Source organism: Amycolatopsis pittospori, assembly GCF_013870525.1.
Taxonomy (GTDB): domain Bacteria; phylum Actinomycetota; class Actinomycetes; order Mycobacteriales; family Pseudonocardiaceae; genus Amycolatopsis; species Amycolatopsis pittospori.
This window is the reverse complement of sequence record NZ_JACBXD010000010.1, coordinates 87,390-109,172: the sequence shown is the minus strand read 5'-3', so window position 1 is coordinate 109,172 and position 21,783 is coordinate 87,390. Positions and strand designations below refer to the sequence as shown.

General features: G+C 68.7%; 16 protein-coding genes. 10 read left to right on the top strand and 6 right to left on the bottom strand.

Annotated features, from left to right (window positions below):
- Window positions 1-69: 69 nt before the first annotated feature.
- The 10 genes from H5J31_RS08235 to H5J31_RS08190 all read left to right on the top strand — a co-directional run bounded on the left by H5J31_RS08235 (window position 70) and on the right by H5J31_RS08190 (window position 14,850).
- Window positions 70-1,362, top strand: a complete 1,293-nt coding sequence (locus tag H5J31_RS08235; protein ID WP_181771865.1) for a GumC domain-containing protein — start codon at window positions 70-72, stop codon at window positions 1,360-1,362.
- Window positions 1,359-3,155, top strand: a complete 1,797-nt coding sequence (locus H5J31_RS08230; protein ID WP_181771864.1) for a Wzz/FepE/Etk N-terminal domain-containing protein — start codon at window positions 1,359-1,361, stop codon at window positions 3,153-3,155. The genes H5J31_RS08235 and H5J31_RS08230 overlap by 4 nt, the downstream gene beginning before the upstream one ends.
- Window positions 3,156-3,344: 189 nt before the next feature.
- Window positions 3,345-5,252 (top strand): asparagine synthase (glutamine-hydrolyzing), encoded by a 1,908-nt coding sequence (asnB, locus tag H5J31_RS08225; RefSeq protein WP_181771863.1) that lies wholly within the window; start codon window positions 3,345-3,347, stop codon window positions 5,250-5,252.
- A 7-nt stretch (window positions 5,253-5,259) separates the two neighbouring features.
- Complete coding sequence (locus tag H5J31_RS08220; RefSeq protein ID WP_181771862.1) at window positions 5,260-7,443, top strand: bi-domain-containing oxidoreductase; 2,184 nt, start codon at window positions 5,260-5,262, stop codon at window positions 7,441-7,443.
- Window positions 7,443-9,377, top strand: a complete 1,935-nt coding sequence (locus tag H5J31_RS08215) for a heparinase II/III family protein (protein WP_181771861.1) — start codon at window positions 7,443-7,445, stop codon at window positions 9,375-9,377. Before H5J31_RS08220 ends, H5J31_RS08215 begins: the two co-directional genes overlap by 1 nt.
- A complete protein-coding gene (locus tag H5J31_RS08210) occupies window positions 9,374-10,906 on the top strand; it encodes a right-handed parallel beta-helix repeat-containing protein (RefSeq protein ID WP_181771860.1) in 1,533 nt (510 codons plus the stop codon). Before H5J31_RS08215 ends, H5J31_RS08210 begins: the two co-directional genes overlap by 4 nt.
- 76 nt (window positions 10,907-10,982) lie before the next feature.
- Window positions 10,983-12,173, top strand: coding sequence for an O-antigen ligase family protein (locus H5J31_RS08205; protein WP_181771903.1), 1,191 nt, complete (start codon window positions 10,983-10,985; stop codon window positions 12,171-12,173).
- Window positions 12,170-13,372: a glycosyltransferase family 4 protein gene (locus H5J31_RS08200; protein ID WP_181771859.1), complete on the top strand. Its 1,203-nt coding sequence runs from the start codon at window positions 12,170-12,172 to the stop codon at window positions 13,370-13,372. Before H5J31_RS08205 ends, H5J31_RS08200 begins: the two co-directional genes overlap by 4 nt.
- A complete protein-coding gene (locus H5J31_RS08195) occupies window positions 13,369-14,019 on the top strand; it encodes a phosphatase PAP2 family protein (RefSeq protein WP_181771858.1) in 651 nt (216 codons plus the stop codon). The genes H5J31_RS08200 and H5J31_RS08195 overlap by 4 nt, the downstream gene beginning before the upstream one ends.
- A 30-nt stretch (window positions 14,020-14,049) precedes the next feature.
- Window positions 14,050-14,850, top strand: coding sequence for a class I SAM-dependent methyltransferase (locus H5J31_RS08190; protein WP_181771857.1), 801 nt, complete (start codon window positions 14,050-14,052; stop codon window positions 14,848-14,850).
- 71 nt (window positions 14,851-14,921) lie between these two features.
- On the opposite strand, the gene H5J31_RS08185 is transcribed toward H5J31_RS08190, so the two are convergent.
- The 6 genes from H5J31_RS08185 to H5J31_RS08160 are packed head-to-tail and all read right to left on the bottom strand — an operon-like array spanning window position 14,922 to window position 21,743.
- Complete coding sequence (locus H5J31_RS08185; RefSeq protein ID WP_181771856.1) at window positions 14,922-16,382, bottom strand: right-handed parallel beta-helix repeat-containing protein; 1,461 nt, start codon at window positions 16,380-16,382, stop codon at window positions 14,922-14,924.
- Between the two features lie 55 nt (window positions 16,383-16,437).
- Window positions 16,438-17,748, bottom strand: a complete 1,311-nt coding sequence (locus H5J31_RS08180) for a glutamate-1-semialdehyde 2,1-aminomutase (RefSeq protein WP_181771855.1) — start codon at window positions 17,746-17,748, stop codon at window positions 16,438-16,440.
- Between the two features lie 5 nt (window positions 17,749-17,753).
- Complete coding sequence (locus H5J31_RS08175; RefSeq protein ID WP_181771854.1) at window positions 17,754-18,302, bottom strand: dTDP-4-dehydrorhamnose 3,5-epimerase family protein; 549 nt, start codon at window positions 18,300-18,302, stop codon at window positions 17,754-17,756.
- Window positions 18,299-19,537, bottom strand: a complete 1,239-nt coding sequence (locus H5J31_RS08170; protein ID WP_181771853.1) for a polysaccharide pyruvyl transferase family protein — start codon at window positions 19,535-19,537, stop codon at window positions 18,299-18,301. Before H5J31_RS08170 ends, H5J31_RS08175 begins: the two co-directional genes overlap by 4 nt.
- Window positions 19,534-20,481 carry a glycosyltransferase family 2 protein gene (locus tag H5J31_RS08165; protein WP_181771852.1) on the bottom strand — a complete coding sequence of 316 codons (948 nt, stop codon included), beginning with the start codon at window positions 20,479-20,481 and terminating at the stop codon, window positions 19,534-19,536. The genes H5J31_RS08170 and H5J31_RS08165 overlap by 4 nt, the downstream gene beginning before the upstream one ends.
- Entirely contained in the window at window positions 20,478-21,743 is a 1,266-nt protein-coding gene (locus H5J31_RS08160; protein WP_181771902.1) for an MATE family efflux transporter, read from the bottom strand. The genes H5J31_RS08165 and H5J31_RS08160 overlap by 4 nt, the downstream gene beginning before the upstream one ends.
- Between the last annotated feature and the right edge of the window lie 40 nt (window positions 21,744-21,783).

Below are 21,783 nucleotides of genomic sequence, written 5' to 3'. Positions count from 1 at the left end.
ATTCGCGGCGGTGCGCACACGCACCGATGGGAGATCCCGGCTTTGACTGACGACACGGTGCGCCTGTCCATGATCGGACAGGTTCTGCGCGGGCGATGGCGGACCTTGCTGGTCCTCGCCGTCCTCGGTGCCCTGGTGGGTGCGGGATCGTCGTTGATCCTTTCGCCGGGTTACCGGACCACGTCCAGCGTCCTGCTCCAGGGGCCGCGCGAGGCGGACGAACTGCTCACCCAGGCCGAGGTGGCGACCAGTTCGGTCGTGCTCGACCGCGCGGCCGCCGTACTCGGCCGGGGCACCGGTCTCGACCTGCGCGACCGGGTTTCCACTTCGGTCGCGCAGGGCAACGTGATCACCATCGCCGCGACCGACGACTCCGCCGAACACGCCCAGCAGGTCGCGGATCAGGTCGCCCAGGAATTCGTGAAGTACTCGACGCAGATCCTCACCAGCTCCGGCGATTCCGCGGTCCAGCTGGCGAACGAGCGTCGCGAGACGCTACGCCAGCAGGTCGCGCAGACGAACCAGCGGATCAGCGAGCTGACCGAGAAGGTCTCCGACGGGACGACGACGGTCGAGACCGTCCAGCTGCGCACCGAACTGGCGGCGCTGCGCTCGTCGATCGAGCAGGCGATGTCCACCCTCAACGCCACCGACGCCGCGAGCGGTCTCGGCAGCATGGTCGTGATGGGTGCGGCGGAACGGCCGACTTCGGCGGCGTCGCCGACGCTGCCGCAGCTCGCCCTCGGCGGCGCGGCGTTGTTCTTCGTGTTCGGCCTTCTCGGTCACCTGTTCGCCGCGCGCACCGACCGGCGGCTGCGGGACGAGGAGGAGATCGGCGCGGCGGTCGGCGGACCCGTGCTGGCCACGGTCGACGTCGTCGACAAGCCGGATCCGGACGCACAGCGAAGCCTGCGGGGCAGGCTTCTCGGCGACGACAAGCCGTGGAACATCCATCGCGTGGACGTCTTCCCCGACGAGATCGACGGGGACGTCCACTACCGCCGGCTGGTGGCGAAGCTGCAGCAGCGGCGGTTGCTGGTGCTGGTGGCCGACGGCGATCACGCCGCGCGGACGGCCGCCGCCGAGATCGCCGAGCTGGCCGACCGGTGGTTCACCGTGGTCACGGTGGCCCCCGGGCGGCCGGTCGTGGAGGACACCGACGCCGACGGGGTACTCGTCGTGCTCGGGATGGGGACGCGTACCGCGTGGGAGCTGGTCGGCATCGCCGAAGCCTGCGCCGACGCCGGGCTCGCCGTGGAAGGGGTGGCGTTGATCCGCCCCGTCCGGCCGACCCGCAGCCGGGCGGCCAAGCCGTCCAAGCCCGCCGAGACCGATCGAGAAGCACTGGCAGGTACATCGTGACGACCGCCGAAAAAGAGAAGACCGAACCGCTCATCGACCTCCAGCGGCTCGTGGTCTCGGTCCGGCGACGTCGTCGCCTGTGGCTGGCGACCGCGCTGGCCGGGTTGATCGTCGGCGGGCTCGTCGCGACGTTCCTGCCTTCGCCGCCGACGGCCGTGGCGAAGATCCTGGTCGTCCACGCGGACGATTCGCCCAGTGACAGCGGCACGCTGATGGAAACCGACGTCGCCGTGGTGCAGACGACGAAGATCGCGGCCGACGCGCTCAAGAAACTGAACAGCACGCAGGCGCCGGAGGAGTTCCTCAAGGACTACACGGCGCTCGGGGTGACGAACAACGTCCTCGAGCTGACGGTCAAGGGCAAGGACGGCGCCGACGCCATCGCCCGTGCGCAGGCGATCTCCGACGCCTTCATCGCCGAGTACGTCGCGCGCACCCAGGCGGCCGCGGCCGCCGAGCAGAAGGCCCTGCTCGACCAGCGCAACCAGGCGCAGACCGAACTCACCACCATCCAGTCCGACATCGTCGCCGAAGAGGCGAAGCGGAACGCCAACCCCGCGCAGCTGGAGCGGCTGTACTCGCGCCGCGCGGAGCTGACGTCGAAGATCTCCGACTACGACGGGCGCGCGCAGGAAGCGGGTATCGGCACGCCCAAGGTCGGCGCGGGCACCCAGGTCATGGACACGCCGAGGATCCTGCCGCGTTCGCTGCTCAAGACCACCGGCACGGCCGCCGGCATCGGCCTGGTGCTGGGCTTGCTGCTCGGGCTCGTGCTGGCCGCCATCAGCAGTGTGGTGAAGGACCGGCCGGTGCTGCGCCGCGAGATCTCGCGGCATCTCGGCGCTTCGGTGATCGCCCAGCTGCCCAGACCGCCGCGGTGGTTGAGGAAGGCTCGCGCGCTCGAACAGCGCAAACGGGTCGCGACGACGTTGATCCGCACGATCCGCAAGGAAGACGGGACGGTCTCGCTGCTCGACCTCGGCGCCCGGACGACGACAGCCGCACTGGCCCTCGACATCGCCGCCGAACTCGGCGAAAAGGGCCCTGTCGCGCTCATCGACGAACTGCCGAAGGCGAACCTGCGTGCGCAGGTGGGCCAGGGCCCGGTCCGTGTGCTGGAGAAGGACGAGCCGGCGGTTCCCGGCGAGCGCCGCATCGGTGTCGGTTCGATCGAGCCGGGGACGGCCTGGACGAACCTCGAACACCTCGGCGCGGAGGCGATCCTCGTCCTGCGTGCCGGGCAGGCGAACACCGAATGGCTGCACACGGTCGCACGTCAGCTGGCCGAGCGGCGGATCCCGATCGTCGGGGTCGTGCTGGTGGACCCGGATCCGCGCGACCACACCGACGGCACTCTGTGGGACGGCCTGCACACCGCGTTGCGTGGCCGGGGCGTGGACGTGGAAGAACGCCGAGAACGCCAGGTCGTCGTGGTCGAACGCGCGCCGGAGCCGGTACGCGCCCCGATGCCCGTCCGGGCTCCGGAGCCGGTACGCCGTCCGCAGCCGAGGCTCGATCGCCAGCCGCATCCGAAGCCGGTCGGTCCGCCCCCGAAGCCGGTGGAGATGTTCCCGGACGACGAGCCCACCGTGCGGCGGCTCGCGGTGGCTCCGCCCGAGAAGCCGGGGCAGCAGAAGTCGGTCGAGCGGGTGCTCGAACCGGCCAAGGACAAGAAGGCCGCCCGGCGTCGTCCGCCGACGCCGTACAAGCGGCCCGAAGAGCACGAGAACAACGCCGATCAGCCGACAAAACGATTCGCGCCTGTTTCACCTGATAACGCCGAAGCCTTGTGAGGGACGGATGGCGGAGCAGAGGCGCAACTCGATGAAGGGACGACACGCGTGAACCCGCCCCGGCCGAAGGCCCCGCTACCGCGGTGGCAGGGCGCCTCTTCAGACATACGGGACGTGAACTGCCGGCCGGCGCCCTGCCGACGTCGGTCGCGGTCGCGGGTTCACTTTTAGAGTAAGGGAGCTCATCAGATGTGCGGCATCGCAGGGGCCTATTTCTGGCCGGACGGGGGACCGCTCACCGATCGGCTCACCAAAACCCTCGCCCACCGCGGACCGGACGGTTCGGGCCGGTACGACCACCGGGCCGGCGAGGGGGAAGTCCACTTAGGACACCGAAGGCTTTCGATCGTCGACCTGACCGAGACCGGCGCGCAGCCGATGGTCAAGGACGGCCTCGCGCTGACCTACAACGGCGAGCTGTACAACGCGCCGGAGCTGCGGAAGGAACTCGAAGCCACGGGTGTGCGGTTCCGGGGGACGTCCGACACCGAGGTCCTGCTGGAAGCCTGGCGCAAGTGGGGCACCGAAGGCCTGCACCGGCTGCGCGGCATGTTCGCGTTCGGTGTCTTCGACGAACGCTCCGGCGAACTGGTCCTGGTCCGGGATCAGCTGGGCATCAAACCGCTGTTCCTGGTGCGCCGGGGCAAGGGGGTCGCGTTCGCGTCGGAGCTGAAGGCGCTGGCCGCGGAACTCGGCGGGTCACTGACCGTCGACGACACCGCCCTCGTCGCTTCCCTGCTCTACTACTGGGTTCCGGACGGGCGCTGTGCGTTCTCCGAGGCCGAGAAGCTGCCGCCGGGCAGCTGGGCGCGGTTCCGGCCCAACGGTGACAGGGAGCGCGGCACCTTCTGGTCGCTGCGTCAGGTCGCCGAGGAAGGCGCCGCCTACGAGGGCGAGTTCGATCTCAACGCCGTCATCGAGGACTCCACGCGCAAGCACCTGATCTCGGACGTGCCGGTCGCGACCTTCCTCTCCGGCGGGCTCGACTCCAGCTACCTGACCGCGCTCGCCGCACGTGAGCAGCCGGGGATCTCCGCGTACACCATCGGTTTCCGCGCCGAGGACGCGAAGTTCGAGGCCATGCCGGACGACCTGATGTACGCGAAGAAGGTCGCCGCGAAGTTCGGTGTCGACCTGCACGAGATCGAGATCGCGCCGCAGGTGCTGGATCTGCTGCCGCGGATGACTTATCACCTCGACGAGCCGATCGGCGATCCGGCGGCGATCAACAGCTACCTGATCTGCACCGCCGCCCGCGAGGCCGGCGTCAAGGTGATGCTTTCGGGCATGGGCGCCGACGAGTTGTTCGCCGGATACCGCAAGCATCTCGCGAACATGATCGCCGTGCAGTACCAACGGGTTCCGGGACTGGTCCGCCGTCCGATCGAGTCCGTTGTGGACAGACTGCCGGTGGCGACGTCGAAGCGCGGATTCCGGTCGGTCCGCTTCGCCAAGCGATTCCTCTCGTTCGCGGAACTGCCGGAGGAGACCGCCTTCCGGCGCAGTTACACGATGTACGACCAGGCGGAGCTCGTCGGACTGCTGAACCCGGACCTCGCGGGCGCCGTCGACGACGTGATCACCGAGCACGCGGACACCTATCACGACAACACGCTGACCGACTTCGTGAACCGCATGTGCCTGGCCGATTCCCGGCTGTTCCTGCCGGGGCTCAACCTCGCCTACACCGACCGGTCCAGTATGGCCGCGTCCACCGAGGTGCGGACGCCGTTCGTCGACATCGAGGTCGTCAAGGCCGCGTTCCGGATCCCCGGCGACAAGAAGATCGTGAAACGCCAAGGGAAGATGGCGTTGAAGGAAGCGGCGTTGTCGATCCTCCCGGCCGAGATCGTGCACCGGCCGAAGGGTCTGTTCAGCGCACCGCTGCGGGCTTGGATGAGCCGCGACCTCGCGCCCCTGGTGCGCGAGGTGACGAACGAAGGCGAATTGGTGAAGGCCGGGTTCCTCCGTCGTGAGGCCCTGCAACGGCTCGTCGACGAAGACGCGTCCGGGCAGCAGGACCGGTCCAAGCACCTCTGGCACATCTTGACCCTCGAGTACTGGTATCGCGGTGCCATTTCGGCCCGAAGCGCTTAGGAGCGACGTGAAGCAGGTAGTGCAGAACTACAAGAGCGGGGAGCTGGCGCTCCTCGACGTCGAAGTCCCCGCGTGCAAACCGGGGGGTGTGCTGGTCCGCACCGCCTATTCGCTGATCTCCACCGGCACCGAGATGATGAAGGTGTCCGAGGCGAGCCTTTCCCTGGTGGGCAAGGCGAAGGCGCGGCCGGACCAGGTCGCGAAGGTGATGCAGAGCGTCGCGACCAACGGGCTCGGCGCCACCTACCGCAAAGCGATGAACAAGCTCGACTCCTACACGCCGCTGGGCTACTCGCTGTGTGGTGTCGTCGAAGAGGTCGGTGCCGGCATCCACGACGTCGCCGTCGGTGACTACGTGGCGTGCGCCGGAAACGAGCACGCGCTGCACGCGGAACTGAACTGGGTGCCCAAGAACCTGTACTCCAAGGTGCCCGACGGCGTCGACCCGCGGCACGCCGCCTTCGGCACGGTCGGTTCGATCGCGATGCAGGGTGTCCGTCAGGGCGAGCCGCAGATCGGCGACATCGCGCTGGTCATCGGGCTCGGCCTGATCGGTCAGCTGGTCGTGCAGCTGCTGGTCGCTTCCGGTGTCCGTGTGGTCGGTGTCGACCCGGACCCGACGCGATGCGCGCTGGCCGAGCAGCTCGGCGCGCTCAAATGCGGCGATCCGGGATCCGGTGTCATCGACACCGCGGTCGCGGAGATCAGCGCCGGCCACGGCGTCGACCAGGTCTACCTCGCGGCGGGTGGCAGCACGAACGAGCCGGTGGAGCTGGCCGCGAAGCTGGCCCGCGACCGCGGCCGGGTGATCGACATCGGCAAATGCTCGCTCAACCTGCCGTGGAACGCGTACTACGAAAAGGAACTCGACGTCCGGTTCTCCCGCTCGTACGGACCCGGCCGCTACGACCCGGAGTACGAACTCGAGGGCCGCGACTACCCGATCGGCCAGGTCCGGTGGACCGAGCGCCGTAACCTCGAATGCGTGGTCGACCTGATGGGCAGCGGCCGTCTCGACGTCGAGCCGCTGATCTCGCACGTCTCGGACTTCTCCGACGCCGTCGAGACGTACCGGAAGCTGAACGAGGGCGAGCTCAAGGCCGTCGCCGTGCTGTTCGAGTACGAGAAGCACGCGGCGGGCGCGGCCGAGCAGGCTGTCACCTCGGTCGCCGTGCCGAAGACCGCCACCGCCCGTGTGGCGCCGAAGCCCGGCGCCGTGCGGATCGGGTTCATCGGCGCGGGCAACTACGCGTCCTCGATGCTGCTGCCGCATTTGGCCGAGATGGAGAACGTCCACCTCACCGAGGTCGTCACCACCTCCGCGCTCTCGGGCGCGAACGCCAAGCGCAAGTTCGGCTTCGCCCGCGCCACCACCGATCTCGACACGATGCTCGGCGACTCGTCGATCGACGCGGTGTTCATCGTGACGCGGCACAGCTCGCACGCCGAGCTGACCCGGCGCGCGCTGCTCGCGGGCAAGGCCGTCTTCGTCGAGAAGCCGTTGGCGCTTTCGGAGAAGGAACTCGAGATCGTGCTCGGTGCGATCGAGGAGTCCGGCAACGACCGGCTGCAGGTCGGCTTCAACCGCCGGTTCGCCCCGCTGCTGAACGAATCGGTCGTCCACTTCGGGCCGAGGATCGGCCCGGCTTCGGTGCGGTACCTGGTCAACGCCGGTCAGCTCGACGCCAACAGCTGGTACAACCAGGCCGACAGCGAGGGTTCGCGCTTCGCGGGTGAGGGCGGGCACTTCATCGACACGGTGAGCTGGTTGCTCGGTTCCGACCCGGTCTCGGTGTACGCCACCGCGACGCCGGGCCACCAGGACCTGCAGATCCTGCTGCGTTACCCGGACGGCTCGACCGCGTCGATCGCCTACACCACCAGCGGTTCGGCGGCGTTCCCGAAGGAGACGATCGACGTCACCGCCGACGGCAAGGTGCTGAAGTTCGACGACTTCGCGCGCGCGTCGGTGTTCGGCCGCAAGAAGTGGGCCAGTTCCCGCATCCCCAAGGGCCGTGACAAGGGCCAGGCCGCCGAGCTCGAAGCTTTCGTCAACGCGCTGAAGACCGGCGTCGCGATGCCGGTCTCGGTCGACTCGCTCGTCTCGACGACGTTGGCCACGCTCGCGGTCAACCGCAGCCTGGAGACCGGTGTGCCGGTGCGGATCAACGCCAAGGAAGGAATCGGCTGATGGATCCGTCCTGGTACCTGCGAAGACTGTCGCGGATGGGGCCCGCCGAGATCGCGGGCCGGGTCACCGACGTCGTGCGCAAACGCCAGTGGCGCGGGGTCGCGGGGGACAAGGCGGCCTGGCTGCCGGACCGCGCCTTCGCGCGCGTCCCCGGTGAAGCCGTCCTCGCCACCGTCTCCAGTGACGCGTTGAAGGACCTGCTGGACAAAGCGGATCGGCTCATGGACGGGCACGCCGAATACTTCGGCGTCGAACGGGACGACCTCGTCGACCCGGACTGGTCGCGCGACCCGAAGACCGGGCGGCGCGCACCGTCCGATGTGTACTCCTTCGACATCCCGTACCGGAGCGAGGAGGCCGTCGGCGACATCAAGCAGATCTGGGAGCCGTCGCGGCATCAGCACCTCACCGTGCTGGCCGCCGCGTACGCCCTGACCGGCGACGACCGGTACGCCGAACGTGTCGCCGCGCACCTGAGGTCCTGGTGGACGGCCAATCCGCCGATGCGCGGGGTGCACTGGGTCAGCGGGATCGAACTCGGCATCCGGCTGCTGTCCTGGGTGTGGGTCCGGCGGCTGCTCGACGGCTGGGCGGAGGCGCCGGCGCTGTTCGAGGACAATCCGGTGGCACTCAACCAGATCTGGCACCATCAGCGCTGGCTGGCCGCGTTCCCCAGCCGGGGTTCGTCGGCCAACAACCACGTGATCGCCGAGGACGCCGGGCAGCTCGCCGCCGCCTGCGCGTTCGACTGGTTCCCGGAATCGGCCCAGTGGCGGGACGCCGCGCTGGCGTCGCTGGACAAGATGCTGGCGCACAACACCTTCGACTCCGGGATCAACCGCGAGCTCGCCACCGAATACCACGGGCTCGTCCTGGAACTCGGGCTCGCGGGTGCGCTGGAGGCGAAGGCCGCCGGCGTCGCCGTTCCCGAGTCGACGTGGCTCGTGCTGCTCCGGATGACCGACGCACTCGCGTCCATTGTGGACAACAGGCTGCGACCGCCGAGACAGGGCGACGCCGACGACGGCTTCGGTCTCATCGTCGACGGCGACGAGACCGGTCGCTGGGCTTCGCTGCTCAACACCGGGGAAGCCCTTTTCGGACGGTTGGACTGGTGGCCCGAGGTCCGGGAGGGCGACGTCCGGACGCCGCTGTTCTCCGCGCTGGCCAAGGACGTCCAGGTCGGTGCCGCGCGTCCGGTGCGACGGCGGGACGACTTCGCCGACGCCGGGACGACCATCCTGCGCGACGGCGACGTCTGGTGCCGCTGCGACGGCGGGCCGCACGGTTTCCTGTCCATCGCCGCGCACGCGCACGCCGACGCGCTCTCGGTCGAGGTCCGGCACGACGGCGTCGACATCCTCGCCGACCCCGGAACCTACTGCTACCACGGGGAACCGAAGTGGCGGTCGTACTTCCGGTCCACGGCCGGGCACAACACGCTCGAACTCGGCGGAACCGACCAGTCCGTCTCGGGTGGCCCGTTCCTGTGGACGAAACACGCGGTCACCAAGGTGATCGCCGCCGGAACGCCGACCCGCTGGAGCGCCGAGCACGACGGGTACGCACCGGCGATCCACCGGCGTTCGGTGGAACTGGACGGCGCTGAGCTGCGGATTCTCGACGAGGTCCGCGGCGGTGAGGCGCGTCCGTGCCGTCTCGCGTTCCACTTCGGGCCTGCCGTGGAGGTCACCGTCACCGGCGGGACCGCGAAGCTGTCCTGGACGGTCGACGGCCAGGAGCGCGGCGCCTCGATGGAGTTGCCCTCCCAGCTCAGGTGGTCGGCGCATCGCGGGGAGAGCACCCCGCCGCTCGGCTGGTACTCGGCCGGATTCGGCCGCCGCGAGCCCGCGTGGACGCTGCTCGGCACCGGCACCGCGTCGACCGAACTGGCCACCGTGCTCACCTTCGACCCTGAGGAACCCACGTTGTGACGGTCCGACCGCACCGCATCCGCCGAGTCGTCCTGCCGGTCCTGCTGGCCGCGACGGTTTTGGCCTCCTGCACCTCCGACCCCGGCGACGAGGCGGGGAAACCACCGGATCCGGCGCAGGCGCCGTCCGGGGCGGTGGCGCAGGTGTGCGACAAGCTGCCGCCGGGTCCGGCGGCGGCACCGGCGGGAGCGGTGACGGTGGATCCGGCGGTGCCGGGTGATCTCGTGGCGAAGACGAGGACGGGCGGACCGGGGACGACGTTCTGGCTGGCCCCGGGCACACACCGGCTCGGCGACGACCGGTTCGACCAGGTCCAGCCGAAGGCGGGCAACGTCTATCTCGGCGCGCCGGGCGCGATCCTCGACGGCCGGAAGATCAACCAGTACGCCTTCTCCGGCAGCGCCGCCGACGTCAAGATCCAGTACCTCACCGTGCGCGGCTTCGTGGCCCCGCGCGACGAAGGCGTGGTCAACCACGATTCGGCCCCGGGCTGGGTCATCGAGCACAACACCGTGCAGGAGAACGACGGCGCCGGCCTCATGGCGGGCGCGCGGCAGCAGGTCCGGGGGAACTGCCTGCGGAACAACGGGCAGTACGGCATGAACGCCTACGAGGGCGAGAACGGCATCACCGGACTCCTCGTCGAGGGCAACGAGATCACCGGGAACAACACCGGTGACTGGGAACGGAAGGTCGACGGCTGCGGCTGCACCGGCGGCGTCAAGTTCTGGTCCGTCGACGGCGCCGACATCCGCGGGAACTGGGTGCACGACAACCGCGGCGTCGGGCTCTGGGCCGACACGAACAACAACGACTTCCTGATCGAGGGCAACCTCGTCGAAGGCAACGACAGCACCGCGATCATGTACGAGACCAGCTACAACGCCGTCATCCGCGGCAACACCGTCCGCCGGAACAACGGGGTGGACGGCAAGAACTACATCGATCGCGGCGACAGCTTCCCGGTCGCGGCGATCTACATCTCCGAATCCGGCGGCGAGCCGAGGGTGAAGGCGCGGACGGACAAGGTCGAGATCGCCGGGAACGTGCTCGAGAACAACTGGAACGGGATCACCCTGTGGGAGAACTCCGACCGGTTCTGCAACAGTCCGGCCAACACGTCGTCCGGGGCCTGCACGCGGCTGGTGCCGTCGCACGAGACCTGCGCACGGCCCGCCATCGCGTCCGGCGCGCTGTACGACGACTGCCGGTGGAAGACGCAGCGCGTCGACATCCACCACAACCGGTTCGTCCTCGACCCCGCCGTCGCGGGCTGCGAGAACACCTGCGCGCGGATGGCCGTCCTGGCGAACTTCGGCACCTACCCGGACTGGTCGCCGTACAAGGGCGAGGTCGTCCAGCAGGCCATCACCTTCGACCAGGGCAACAGGTGGCACGACAACACCTATGCCGGACCATGGAACTTCATCGCCTTCGAACCGAGCCGGAGCCTGGGCATCGGCGAATGGCAGGGCGGCCCGTACAAACAGGACGCCGGATCCACCTACACCCGGCAAGGGGGAGGCTGACATGCGGTACGAAACCGTCCGAAAAGGACGCTTCCCGCATCTTCCGCGCGGGGAGCGTCCCTCACAGTCGCCGGACATGCCGAAGGCGGTCGCGCTCGTCTGGGCGCTGCTGATCCTCAACACGCTCGGCTCCACCGGCGCGACGACCGTCATCCCCATCCCGCGGTCGGTGATCCAGCTGGTCACCATGGGCTCGCTGGTGCTGGCGTTCTGCGTCGCGCTGGTGCTGAACGCACGGCTCCGGATCAGGCCGAGCGCGTACCTGCTGCTGCTCACCGTCCTGGTCGTGCTCAGCCTGATGGCGAGCCTGAACCTCGAAGTCGGCTACGGCGCACTGTTCCGCTGCTTCCGGTTCGGCCTGTTCGTCGCCACCCTCTGGCTCCTGACCCAGTGGTGGGACGGCGGGATCAGGCTCGTCCGGCACCACATCCGCACCTACTCCGTGGTGCTGGTGACGGTGGTGGTCGGGCTGGCGGCGTCACCAGGGATCGCGCTGGCCGAGGAGTACGGCGGCCGCCTCACCGGCACCATCTGGCCGCTCACCCCGCCGCAGGTCGGGCAGTACGCCGCCGTCGTCATCGGGCTCACCGTGCTGCTGTGGCTCGGCGGTGAACTAGACCGGCTGAACGCGCTGATCGTCATCGTCCCGTCGTTCGCGATCCTGCTGCTGACACATACCCGCACGGCGATGCTCGGCCTGATCGCCGGCGTCCTGATCGCCCTGCTCTCGCTGTGGATGTCCAGCGCGCGGGCACGGAAGGTGTTCGCCGTCGTCGGGCTCGCCGGCGCCGTCGTCGCGGTCGCCCTCGGCTCGCTGCTGCAGGCCTGGTTCCTGCGCGGCCAGAGCGAGGAGAACTTCTCCAGCCTCACCGGCCGGGCGAAGGTCTGGGACGCGCTGCTGTCCGACCCGCGCACCCTCGGCGAGTACCTGTTCGGCGTCGGGCTGACCAACAAGTCCTACATCGGCCTGCCCATCGACAACAGCTGGCTCGCGGTCTACCACGAACAGGGCTACGTCGGGATCGCCATCGTCGCGGCCTTCATGCTCGTGCTGATCGTCGTCGCCGCCCTGCGGCCGCCGTCACTGTCCAGGGCTTGCGCGATCTTCCTGATCACCTACTGCATTTCGGCGTCCTACACCGAAGCGGGACTCGGCGACGCGTCGCCGTACCTCCTGCACCTGGCCCTGGCGGCCTCACTGCTGGTGCGGTCGCCGTCCGAAACCGTCGTCGAGAAGAAGTTCATCCCGGCCAAGGAGCCTGCGTGAAGGTCCTCGTGGTCCACAACCGCTACCGGTCCGAACAACCGAGCGGTGAGAACAACGTCGTCGACCAGGAGGTCGCGCTACTCGCGGACGCCGGGCACGACGTCGGCCTGTTCGAACGACGCAGTGACGACATCTCCGCGATGTCGTTGCCGCGCAAGGCCGTCGTCCCGCTCCAGGTTCCGTGGAACCGGGCGGTACGCGCGGACCTCGTCCGGCGGCTGACCGAGGACCGGCCCGACGTCGTCCACATCCACAACACGTTCCCGCTGCTTTCGCCGTCGGTGCTGACGGCGTGCGCCGACGTCGGCGTGCCCGCCGTCGCGACCGTGCACAACTACACGCTGATCTGTCCGCCCGGCACGCTGTACCGCGACGGCCAGGTGTGCACCGACTGCGTCGGCCGGACGCCGGTGCCCGCGGTGCGGCACGGTTGTTACCGCGGTTCGAGCGTCGCGACCGTGCCGATGGCGGCGAGCCTGATGTTCAACCGGCGTCGCTGGTGGTCCGGGGTCTCGCGGTTCTTCTGCATCTCGCGTGCCCAGCGGGAAGTGCTGATCGCCGCCGGGATGCCCGCCGAACGAATGGCGGTGAAGTACAACTTCGTCACCGATCCGGGGATCAGGCGCACCGGCACCGGCGAGCACGTCCTGTTCCTCGGCCGGATCACCGCGGAGAAGGGGATCGGCCTGCTCATGCGGGCCTGGGACCGGCTCGCCGCGACCGGTGGACTGGGGATGCCGCTGGTGATCGCGGGGACCGGTCCGATGCAGGACGAGGTCGCCCGCTGGGCGGAAGGCCGCGACGACGTCCGCTACGAAGGCCTGCGGACCAAGGCGGAATGCGCCGAACTGGTCACCCGCGCGGCCGTCGCGGTGGCGCCGTCCGAATGGCTGGAGACGTTCGGGCTCGTGGTCGTCGAGGCGATGGCCGCCGGCGTGCCGACGATCGCCGCCGCGCACGGCGCCTTCCGCGAACTCGTCGAGGACGGCGTCACCGGGCTGCTGCACGAACCCGGCAACGAGGAGTCGCTCGCGCGGCGGCTGCGGGAGATCGTCGGCGACGTCGAACGGAACCGGGAACTGGGTAAGGCCGCACGACTGGTCTACGAACAGGAATTCACTCCGGAGGTCGGCCTCGATCGGTTGATCTCCGGGTACGAGGGAGCGATCCAGGCCGCGGAGCAGGTGGCCGCGGAGTGAAACCGGGCGTACTGGCGGCACCCCCGGCCCTGCCGCCGGTGCTGCGCCCCACCGCGTTCGTCCTCGCCGTCGCCGGTTTCCTCGGTGCCCTCGTGCTCCTGCTCATGTACGCGGGCACGTCCGAGGCGACCGGGATCGACGCCGTCCTGGTCGACGCGCTCGCCTGGTCCGACGACCCCTGGTGGACCATCGCGGTGGTGATCGACTTCGTCGGCGAGCCTCTCGGCTCGATCGTCGTCATGGTCCTGTTCCTCGGCGCGTGCTTGTACTTCCGGCGCCTGCGGACGGCGATCGCCGGGGTGGTGTCCGTGGTGCTCACGGTCGGCCTGACCAGCGGGCTGAAACCGCTGACCGGCCGGTTCATCCACGGCGAATTCCTGTCCTATCCCAGTGGGCACACCGGATTCGTGACCGCTTTGACGTTCACCGTCGCACTCGGTTTCTTCGGACGGCTGCGAGCCGCGTGGGCTTCGACACTGCTGGTCTTCGTGGTCGTGCTCGCCGGGGCCGCGATGGGCTGGGCGCAGGTAACAATGGGCGCGCATTACCCGACTGACACGCTAGGCGGCTTCGGCGTGGCACTCGCGGTGGTTCCGGTGGCGGCGCTGCTCACGGACAAATGGTCTTCCCGGCGGACTATTCCTTGAACACCGCGCAGCGAAAGGAACGGCTCTCCCATGCCCCTCATCGATCTTGCCAAGAAAGTCGCCGCCCGGGCGGAAGACCTCGGCCAGCGCGCGCTGGCGACGGTCGGCGCCAAACAGTCCGAATCCGCCATCTCGGCCGACTCACAGGGATACTGGAACGAGCCCGGCGAAAAGAGATGGAAGGACAATTCGCATTGGCGGGACGCCGGAACGTTCGACGGTAACGACCTCTGGTCGCAAATCGGGAAACAGCACCTCGACATGTTCGAGGGCGGCGCCCGGCTGGCCGGCTTCGACCGCCCGTGGAACCGCGTCATCGAATGGGGCTGCGGCGGCGGCGCGAACGCCATCCACTTCGCCCCGCGCGCCCAGGAATTCATCGGCGTCGACATCTCCGCCGAAACCCTGGCCGAATGCGGGAAACAGGTCGCGAACGTCTGCCAGACGGACTTCCAGGCCGTCGAGATCGACGTCGCGAATCCCGAGGCGGCGCTTTCGGCCGTGAAGGAACCCTGCGACGTCTACGTGAGCTTCTACGTTTTCGAGCTCATCCCGACGCCCGAGTACGGCGAGCGCCTGCTCCGCATCGCACGGGAGCTGCTCGTCCCCGGCGGGCTCGCGCTGATCCAGGTCAAGTACGACCCCGGCACCTGGCGGACCCGGTCCCGGCGCCGCTCCTACCGTTCGGGCCTCGCCGCGATGACCACCTACCGCGTCGACGCCTTCTGGCAGCTGGCCGAGCGGTGCGGCTTCACACCGAAGGCGATCCAGCTGGTGCCGAAGAACGAGCTGGACGAACGGTACGCGTACTTCTTCCTGCAGAAGGACTGAGCGGGCGGCGGTCGTGAGTGATTTGGGTCGTTCTAACGACACTTGCCACTCACGACCACCGCGCGACGCGGTCAGCAGCCGCCGACCCCGTTGAAGCTGCTGCAAGGGTCCTGCTTGTAGGGAGCCGCCTGCCAGGCCGCCACGTCCAGCGACCGCGAAGCGTCATGCGCCACGAACGACCAATGTCCGAGGTAGGTATTCGAGAACCACTCGTTGTCCTGCCCGAACGTCACCGAGTCGGACACGACGGAACCCCGGTACGGCGACCAGGCCGGATAGGTGCCGAAGTTCGACAGCACCGCCATCCGCCCGCAGAGCCCCGAACAATCCGGAGCGCTCCGGAAGGTGTTGTCGTGAATGTTGACCCGCTGCGTCTTCCACCGGCAATCGTCGTAGGCGGGCTGCTGGGTGATCGCGCCCTCGGAGCAGTCCGAAGGCGAGCGCACGACCCGCGTGCAGGTTCCGGTCGAGGTGTTCGCGGGGCTGTTGCAGAACCGGTCCGCGTTCTCCCACAGCGTCAGGCCGCCCCAGTTGTCCTCGAACACGTTCTCGTAGATCTCGATCATGTCGGTCCGTGCCAGGAGCCGCGGCTCGCCGCCGGACTCGCTCAGGTACACCGCCGCGACCGGGAAGTTGTTGCCCCGTGCGGCGAATTCGCTGCCCATCTTCAGGGTGTTGCGGCGGAAGATGTTGCTGCGGACGATGAGGTTGTAGCTGATCTCGTAGAACAGCGCTTCGGCCTCGTTGTCCTCGATCAGGTTGTCCTCGATGACGAAGTCGTTGTTGTTCGTGTCCGCCCAGAGTCCGGCGCCGTGGTTGTGGTGCACCCAGTTGCCCCGGATGTCCGCGCCGTCGACGGCCCAGAACTTCACCCCGCCACTGCAGCCGCAGCCGGGCTGCTTCTTCTCCCAGTCCTCGGTGTTGTTGCCGGCGATCTCGTTGCCCTCGATGACGAGCCCGGTGATGCCGTTGCCGGAGCGGTAGGCGTTGATCCCGTACTGCCCGTTGTTGCGCAGGCAGTTCCCGAGCACCTCCTGCCGCGGCCCGGCCATCATCGCCGCGCCCCGGTTCTCCTCGATGACGTTGCCCTCGATCACCCAGTGTTCGCCGGAATCGTGGTTCACCACACCTTGATCCTGCGGTGCGGCGAAGCCGCGGATCGTCAGCCCGCGGATCACGACGTCCTTGGCCAGCTGCGTGAACGCCGCCCGGTTGACGTCCCGGCCGTCCAGCACGGCGCCGGGTGCGCCGACGTAGGCGTTGCCGTCCTTCGGGATCACCTGGCTGTAGGGGTCGTCGGCGAGCGTATGCGTCCCGGAGCTGAGCCAGAACGTCGTCCCCGGCGGGTTTTCCGAGGTCTTGACCGAAAGGTGCTCGCCGGGATCGACGACGACGGCGTTGTCCGGCTTCGTGAAGTGCGCCGGCCCGGACGCGCAGACGGCCGGCGCCTCGGCCGCCGTTGCGATGGCGGTGAAGGAGCCGGCCGTCAAAATCACCGACAGCGTGAGCGCTGTCGTTCTTGCCCAAGTCATACGACTCAAGGTAAGTCACCGCGCAGCGCATGGGATGGACACGAACGTGTGCTACTCATGCGTACCTCCTGAAAACCGGCTTCACCGGACGGCCGCCCGTCCACGGCGATGGATCCTGGAGATCGAGCGCCTTCCGGTAGGTCGTGCAGGCCCGCGAGACGACGTCGATCGTCTTGTCGATGTCGGCTTCGGTGAGTCCGGCACTGACTACGAAGGACGGTCCGATCACCCCGCCACCGATCAGTTCCCGCATGAACAGCGTCCGATACGGCTGGGACGGCTCGAACTTCTCGTCCAGGGTGGCGAAGACGAGGTTGCTCGCTTTGCCGCGCACGAGGACGCGGTCCCCGACGCCCGCCCCCGCGGCGACCTCGCGGACTCCGGCGGCGAGCCGGTCGCCCAGCGCGTGCAGCCGTTCGGTGATTCCTTCCTCGACGTAGGTGTCGAAGACGGCGATGGACGCGGCGAGGCAATGCGTCTCGGCGCCGTGCGTGGTCGAGAGCAGGAAGACCCGCTCCCGCTCGTCGCGCAGGCCGCCGAGTTCCATGTACTCCCGCTTGCCGGCCAGCGCCGAGACCGCGAAGCCGTTGCCGAGAGCCTTGCCGAACGTCGAGAGATCCGGCGTGACGCCGTAGAGGCCCTGAGCCCCGGACTCCGACCACCGGAATCCGGTGATCATCTCGTCGAACACCAGCAGGCAGCCGTACCGGTCGCACAGTGCCCGCAGCCCGGCCAGGTAGCCCTCGGGCGGCTCCTGCTGGGTCGCCGCTTCCAGGATCAGGCAGGCGACCTCGTGGTTCCGCAGGATCTCTTCGGTGGCGGCGAGATCGCCGTACGGGAAGGAAATCGTCAGTTCGGTGGTCTCGTCCGGGATCCCGGCGGGCATCGGGGTGGTGCCGATGAACCAGTCGTCGGTGGAGAAGAACGCGTGGTCCCCGCAGATCGCGACGAGCGGGCGTCCGGTCGCGGCCCGGGCCAGGCGGACGGCGGCGGTGGTCGCGTCGGAGCCGTTCTTCGCGAACTTCACCATGTCCGCTGTGGGCACCGCGGCGAGGAACCGTTCCGCCGCTTCGGCTTCGATGATGGACGGCCGGACGAAGTTGGCGCCCTTGGCGATCTCGGTGCGGACGGCCTCCAGGACCCGCGGATGCGCGTGTCCGAGGCTGACCGCGCGAAGCCCCGAGCCGTATTCGATGTACTCGTTGCCGTCGACGTCCCACACGTGGCCGGCGAGGCCGCGGGCCATGACCGGTGAGAGGTCGTCGGGGTACTGGTCCTGGCCTTTGGCGTAGGTGTGCGCACCGCCGGGGATGGCCCGGTGCAGTCTTTCGTTCGCCTGGTCGGAAAGCGGCAAGGGGCGGCTCATCGGGATCACCTCGTGGTCGTCAGTGCGGCGGCTAGAGGAGGAGCGTGGGCGTCGCGTTCGGACACCGCGCTGATCGGGAGCGGCCAGTCGATGGCCAGTTCGGGATCGGCGTAGGAGATCGCGATGTCCTCGGCCGGATCGTGCGGCCGGTCGATGCGGTAGGAGATGTCGGCGGGATCGGTCAGCGCCTGGAAGCCGTGCGCGCAGCCCGCCGGGATGTACAGCGAGATCTGGGTTTCCCCGGAGAGTTCGAACGACTTCACGTTCCGGAAGGTCGGTGAATCCGGGCGGAGGTCCACGATGACGTCGAAGATCGCCCCGGACGAGCAGCGGACCAGTTTGGACTCGCCGTTCCCGCCGCGCAGGTGCATACCGCGCAGGACGCCCTTGCGGGACCGGGAGATGCTGTCCTGCGCGAACCCGCTGGGGTCGATACCCACCGAGGCGACGACTTCGCTGTCGAAGGTGCGGCTGAAGAACCCGCGTTCGTCGGCGAACGGCGTCGGCGTGAAGAGGTAGGCGCCGTCGATTTCGAGGACCGGTTCGGCCTTCATCGGTTCTCCTTCTGCGGCAGGTTGAACAGCTTCTCGTCGAGGACTTCGTTCTGCTTTTCCAGCAGCTTCCGTTTCGCCGCGCTGCGATCGCGCAGGCTCTGCCAGAACTCCTCGGGTTTCGCCTCGAGTTCGGTGAGCTGCCGGATGAGCAGATCGACGTCGACGGCGCGGGCGGACTGGCAGTACTCGGCGAGCCCCATGTCCGCCATGATGCTGTCCATCTTCTGCGAATAGCTGATCGAGATCGTCGGCTTCGCGAGCTTCAGCGAGCACAGGACGTTGTGATAGCGAGTCCCGACGACGGCGCCTAGCGACGCGATTTCCGTGATGAGGTCGCCCAGGGTCGGCAGTTTCGCGGCGGTCACCCGGTTCGGGTCCAGGCCCGGCCGGTACGAGCGCAGATCGGCGAAGATCTCCTCGACGACCGGGTCGTCGATCTCGTCGCCGGTGAGAAGCCGGACTTCGCGGCCTTCGTCGACCAACCAGCGGACGAACCGTTTCATCGCGTCCACATAGGACGAACGGATCTCCTCGGCGTTCCGCCGGTCGTCGTTGCCGCCGTGGTATTCCATGACGCCGACCCCGACGACGTTCGACGGCCGCCCGGCGGGGATCGGCAGTGCGAAGGCCAGGTCGGGGTAGAGGTCGTCCTTCGAGGTGTCGAGGCCCATTTCCGCCCACGCGTCCTTCGACAGCTGATCGCGGAACGACCGGTAGTGCGCGGAGCGGGCGGCGATCCGGTAGAGCCGCCGGGTGGTCCGCTGGCGGATGACGTTCGAGCCGACGTTCAGGAGCGCGACCTTGGTGCCGCCCAGTCTGCCCGCCACCCCGAGCAGGGCCATCGCGTACGGGAAACCCCAGGGGCGCAAGGGAAGGGTGGTTTCGAGGACGCCGGCGCCGGGGACGATCACGACGTCGCACCGCCGGGTCCAGGAAAGGATCTTGAGGGTGTCGGCGACCTTGCCGACGGCTTTCAGGAGGGCCGCGCGGATCCCGGTCGCGTCGCGGTTGCGCGAGTAGTACCAGAGGAGGGATTCCGCCGGGACGCCGTAGCGGGCCTCGACTTGCTCCGGGCCGGAGCAGAGGCATCTCAGCTCCGCGTCCGGGTGATGCTCCCGCACGTAGGCGAGTACGACTTCGAGTGAGCCGTCGTTGCCGATGTTCCCCGCGCCCAGAAGGCCGAAGAAACCGACTTGGGGGTGTCTTCGTTTTCTCGCTCCAGGGCGAGAGGTCACGACGTCCTCCTCTGCCGTCCAGGGACCACGGCGTCGATGTTCATCCTGTCTTCTTCGAGTTCGGGGACGCCGTCTTCGGCGCGGTCCTCGTTCCGGCCGTGGGAGCGGTCGGCCAGCCAGGACGCCAGGTGCCGGTAGCACTCCCGCCGGTCCGCCGAGGAGAGCGGCGCCCGGCGGATACCGCCGACGAACCCGCCGATGTACTCGCCGATCAGCCGCGGCATCGGGTTCCGGATCGGATCGGCGCGCTTCGGGTCGAGGTTCGAACAGCGCTTGCGGATGCTGGGGTTCGCCCGTTCCGCGCGGCCGGGGTGGTCGCGGCGGAAGTACTGCACCTCGGGGACCTGGTGGAACGGGCCGTGGAGGCTCAGTTCGGCGACGTACGTGCGGTCGGCGTGGTGATAGCTGTCGAGCTGCTTGACCCGGCGGAGGACGTCGGTGCGCATGACGCCGTAGAAGTCGTCGCCGCCGGTTTCGAACAGCAGGCTGCGGAACCGGGTGGGCGCGTGCGGGGAGTCCGTGGCCAGCGGGTAGTCCAGCTTGTGGGTCACCGCGCCGTGGTCGTCGATGATGGCCTGCCAGGTGTGCGCGACGATCATCCCCGGCCGCTCGTCGAGCGCCTCGACACACAGTTTCAGCAGGTCACGGCCGTAGAGGTCGTCATGCGACGCCCATTTGAACAGCTCGCCCTTCGCCTCGTCGAGGACCCGGTTGTGGTTCGGGGACGCGCCGACGTTCTTCGGCAGCCGCAGATACCGGATCCGGGAGTCCCGGTTCACGTAGTCGCGGCAGATCTCTTCGGTCCGGTCCGCCGAGGCGTTGTCCGAAATGATGAGCTCGAAGTCCTCGTAGCTCTGGCCGAGGAGGGCGTCGAGCGATTCGGCCAGGTACTCCTCGCCGTTGTAGACGGGCAGCCCGATGCTGAGCCGTGGAACCTGTGTCATGCCGTTCCCACCTCTTCGTCGTTCGTGCGCATCGCGGCCGGCTCCGGCACGGGCGGCCGGTACTCGCGATACGCGACACGGAGCTGGTACCACCACAGTGCGGCGCCCAGCCAGACCGAGAGCATCGAGCCCCACGCGGCACCTTCGGCGCCGTCGATGTAGGCGCCGATGATCCCGAAGATCACGTAGCCCGCGGAGGCGACGAGTTGCGCCCGCAGACTGCGTTTCGCGTTGCCGAGGGCACGCAGCCCGGCGGCCGCGCCCGCGGTGAAGCCCGCCGCGGTGACCGACAGGGTGACCGGCAGGATCAGCGGCTCCGCCGAATCCCAGACCGTGCCCATGATCCAGCGGCCGACGTCGTGCGGGACGAGGATCAGCAGTCCGAGTCCCCACAGCAGCGCGGCACCCGCCTGGCCGCCGCCGAGCAGCACGCAGAAATGCTTGAGCCGGTGCGGGGCGCGGTGCAGGACGCGGGCGCCCTCGGCCACGGTCGTCAGCGACAGCCCCATCAGCAGCGCGAGGAACGGCCCGAGCAGCTGTTCCGCGCCGCGGACCGCGCCGACCGCGCTGATCCCGGCGATCGCGCCGAGGCCGTACGCGCGCAGCTGGGACGAACCGGCGTTGCTGACGTTCTCGATCAGGTACCGCACGCTGAGGTCGCGCTGCTGCTTCAGCCAGCCCGTCATCTCCGAGATCCGCGGCACGATGCCGGTCTGGAACAGGCCGTAGACCGCCGCGACCGCGCCGGCGATGCCCCAGGCCAGGATGAACGCGACCACGGTGCCGATCTGCGCGGCGATGACCAGCGCCGGGATCAGCGCGACACCCCAGACACAGTCGTTGACGAACGCCTTCTTGCCGTCGCCCTTGGCGAACAGCGCGAACCGCCACGCGTCCTGCAGCAGCAGGCCGGGGAGCACGATGCCGAGCGCGATGAACACCTCGCCCAGCGGTTTGACCGCCACGACGCCGACAAGCGCGCTCACCAAGCCGGTCACCAGGCCGACGCCGACCGCGGTCCCGGCCGCGCTGGACACCGCCCGGCGCCAGGTTTCCTCCGGTACCGCGGAGAACCGCACCATCAGCGGGTCGGTGGCCATACCGCGCGAGATGTTGAGCACGACGCCGTAGGTCACCCAGGCGAGGCTGAACATGCCGAAGGCGAACGTGCCGAGCGAACGCGCGACGATCAGGCCGACCGCGAAGTTGGTCAAACTGGAAACGGCCTGGTCGCCGAGGCCCCAGCTGAGCCTGCCCGCCATGGCGCGCACCGCCCCGGAGGCCAGTGTCGCCCGATGTTTG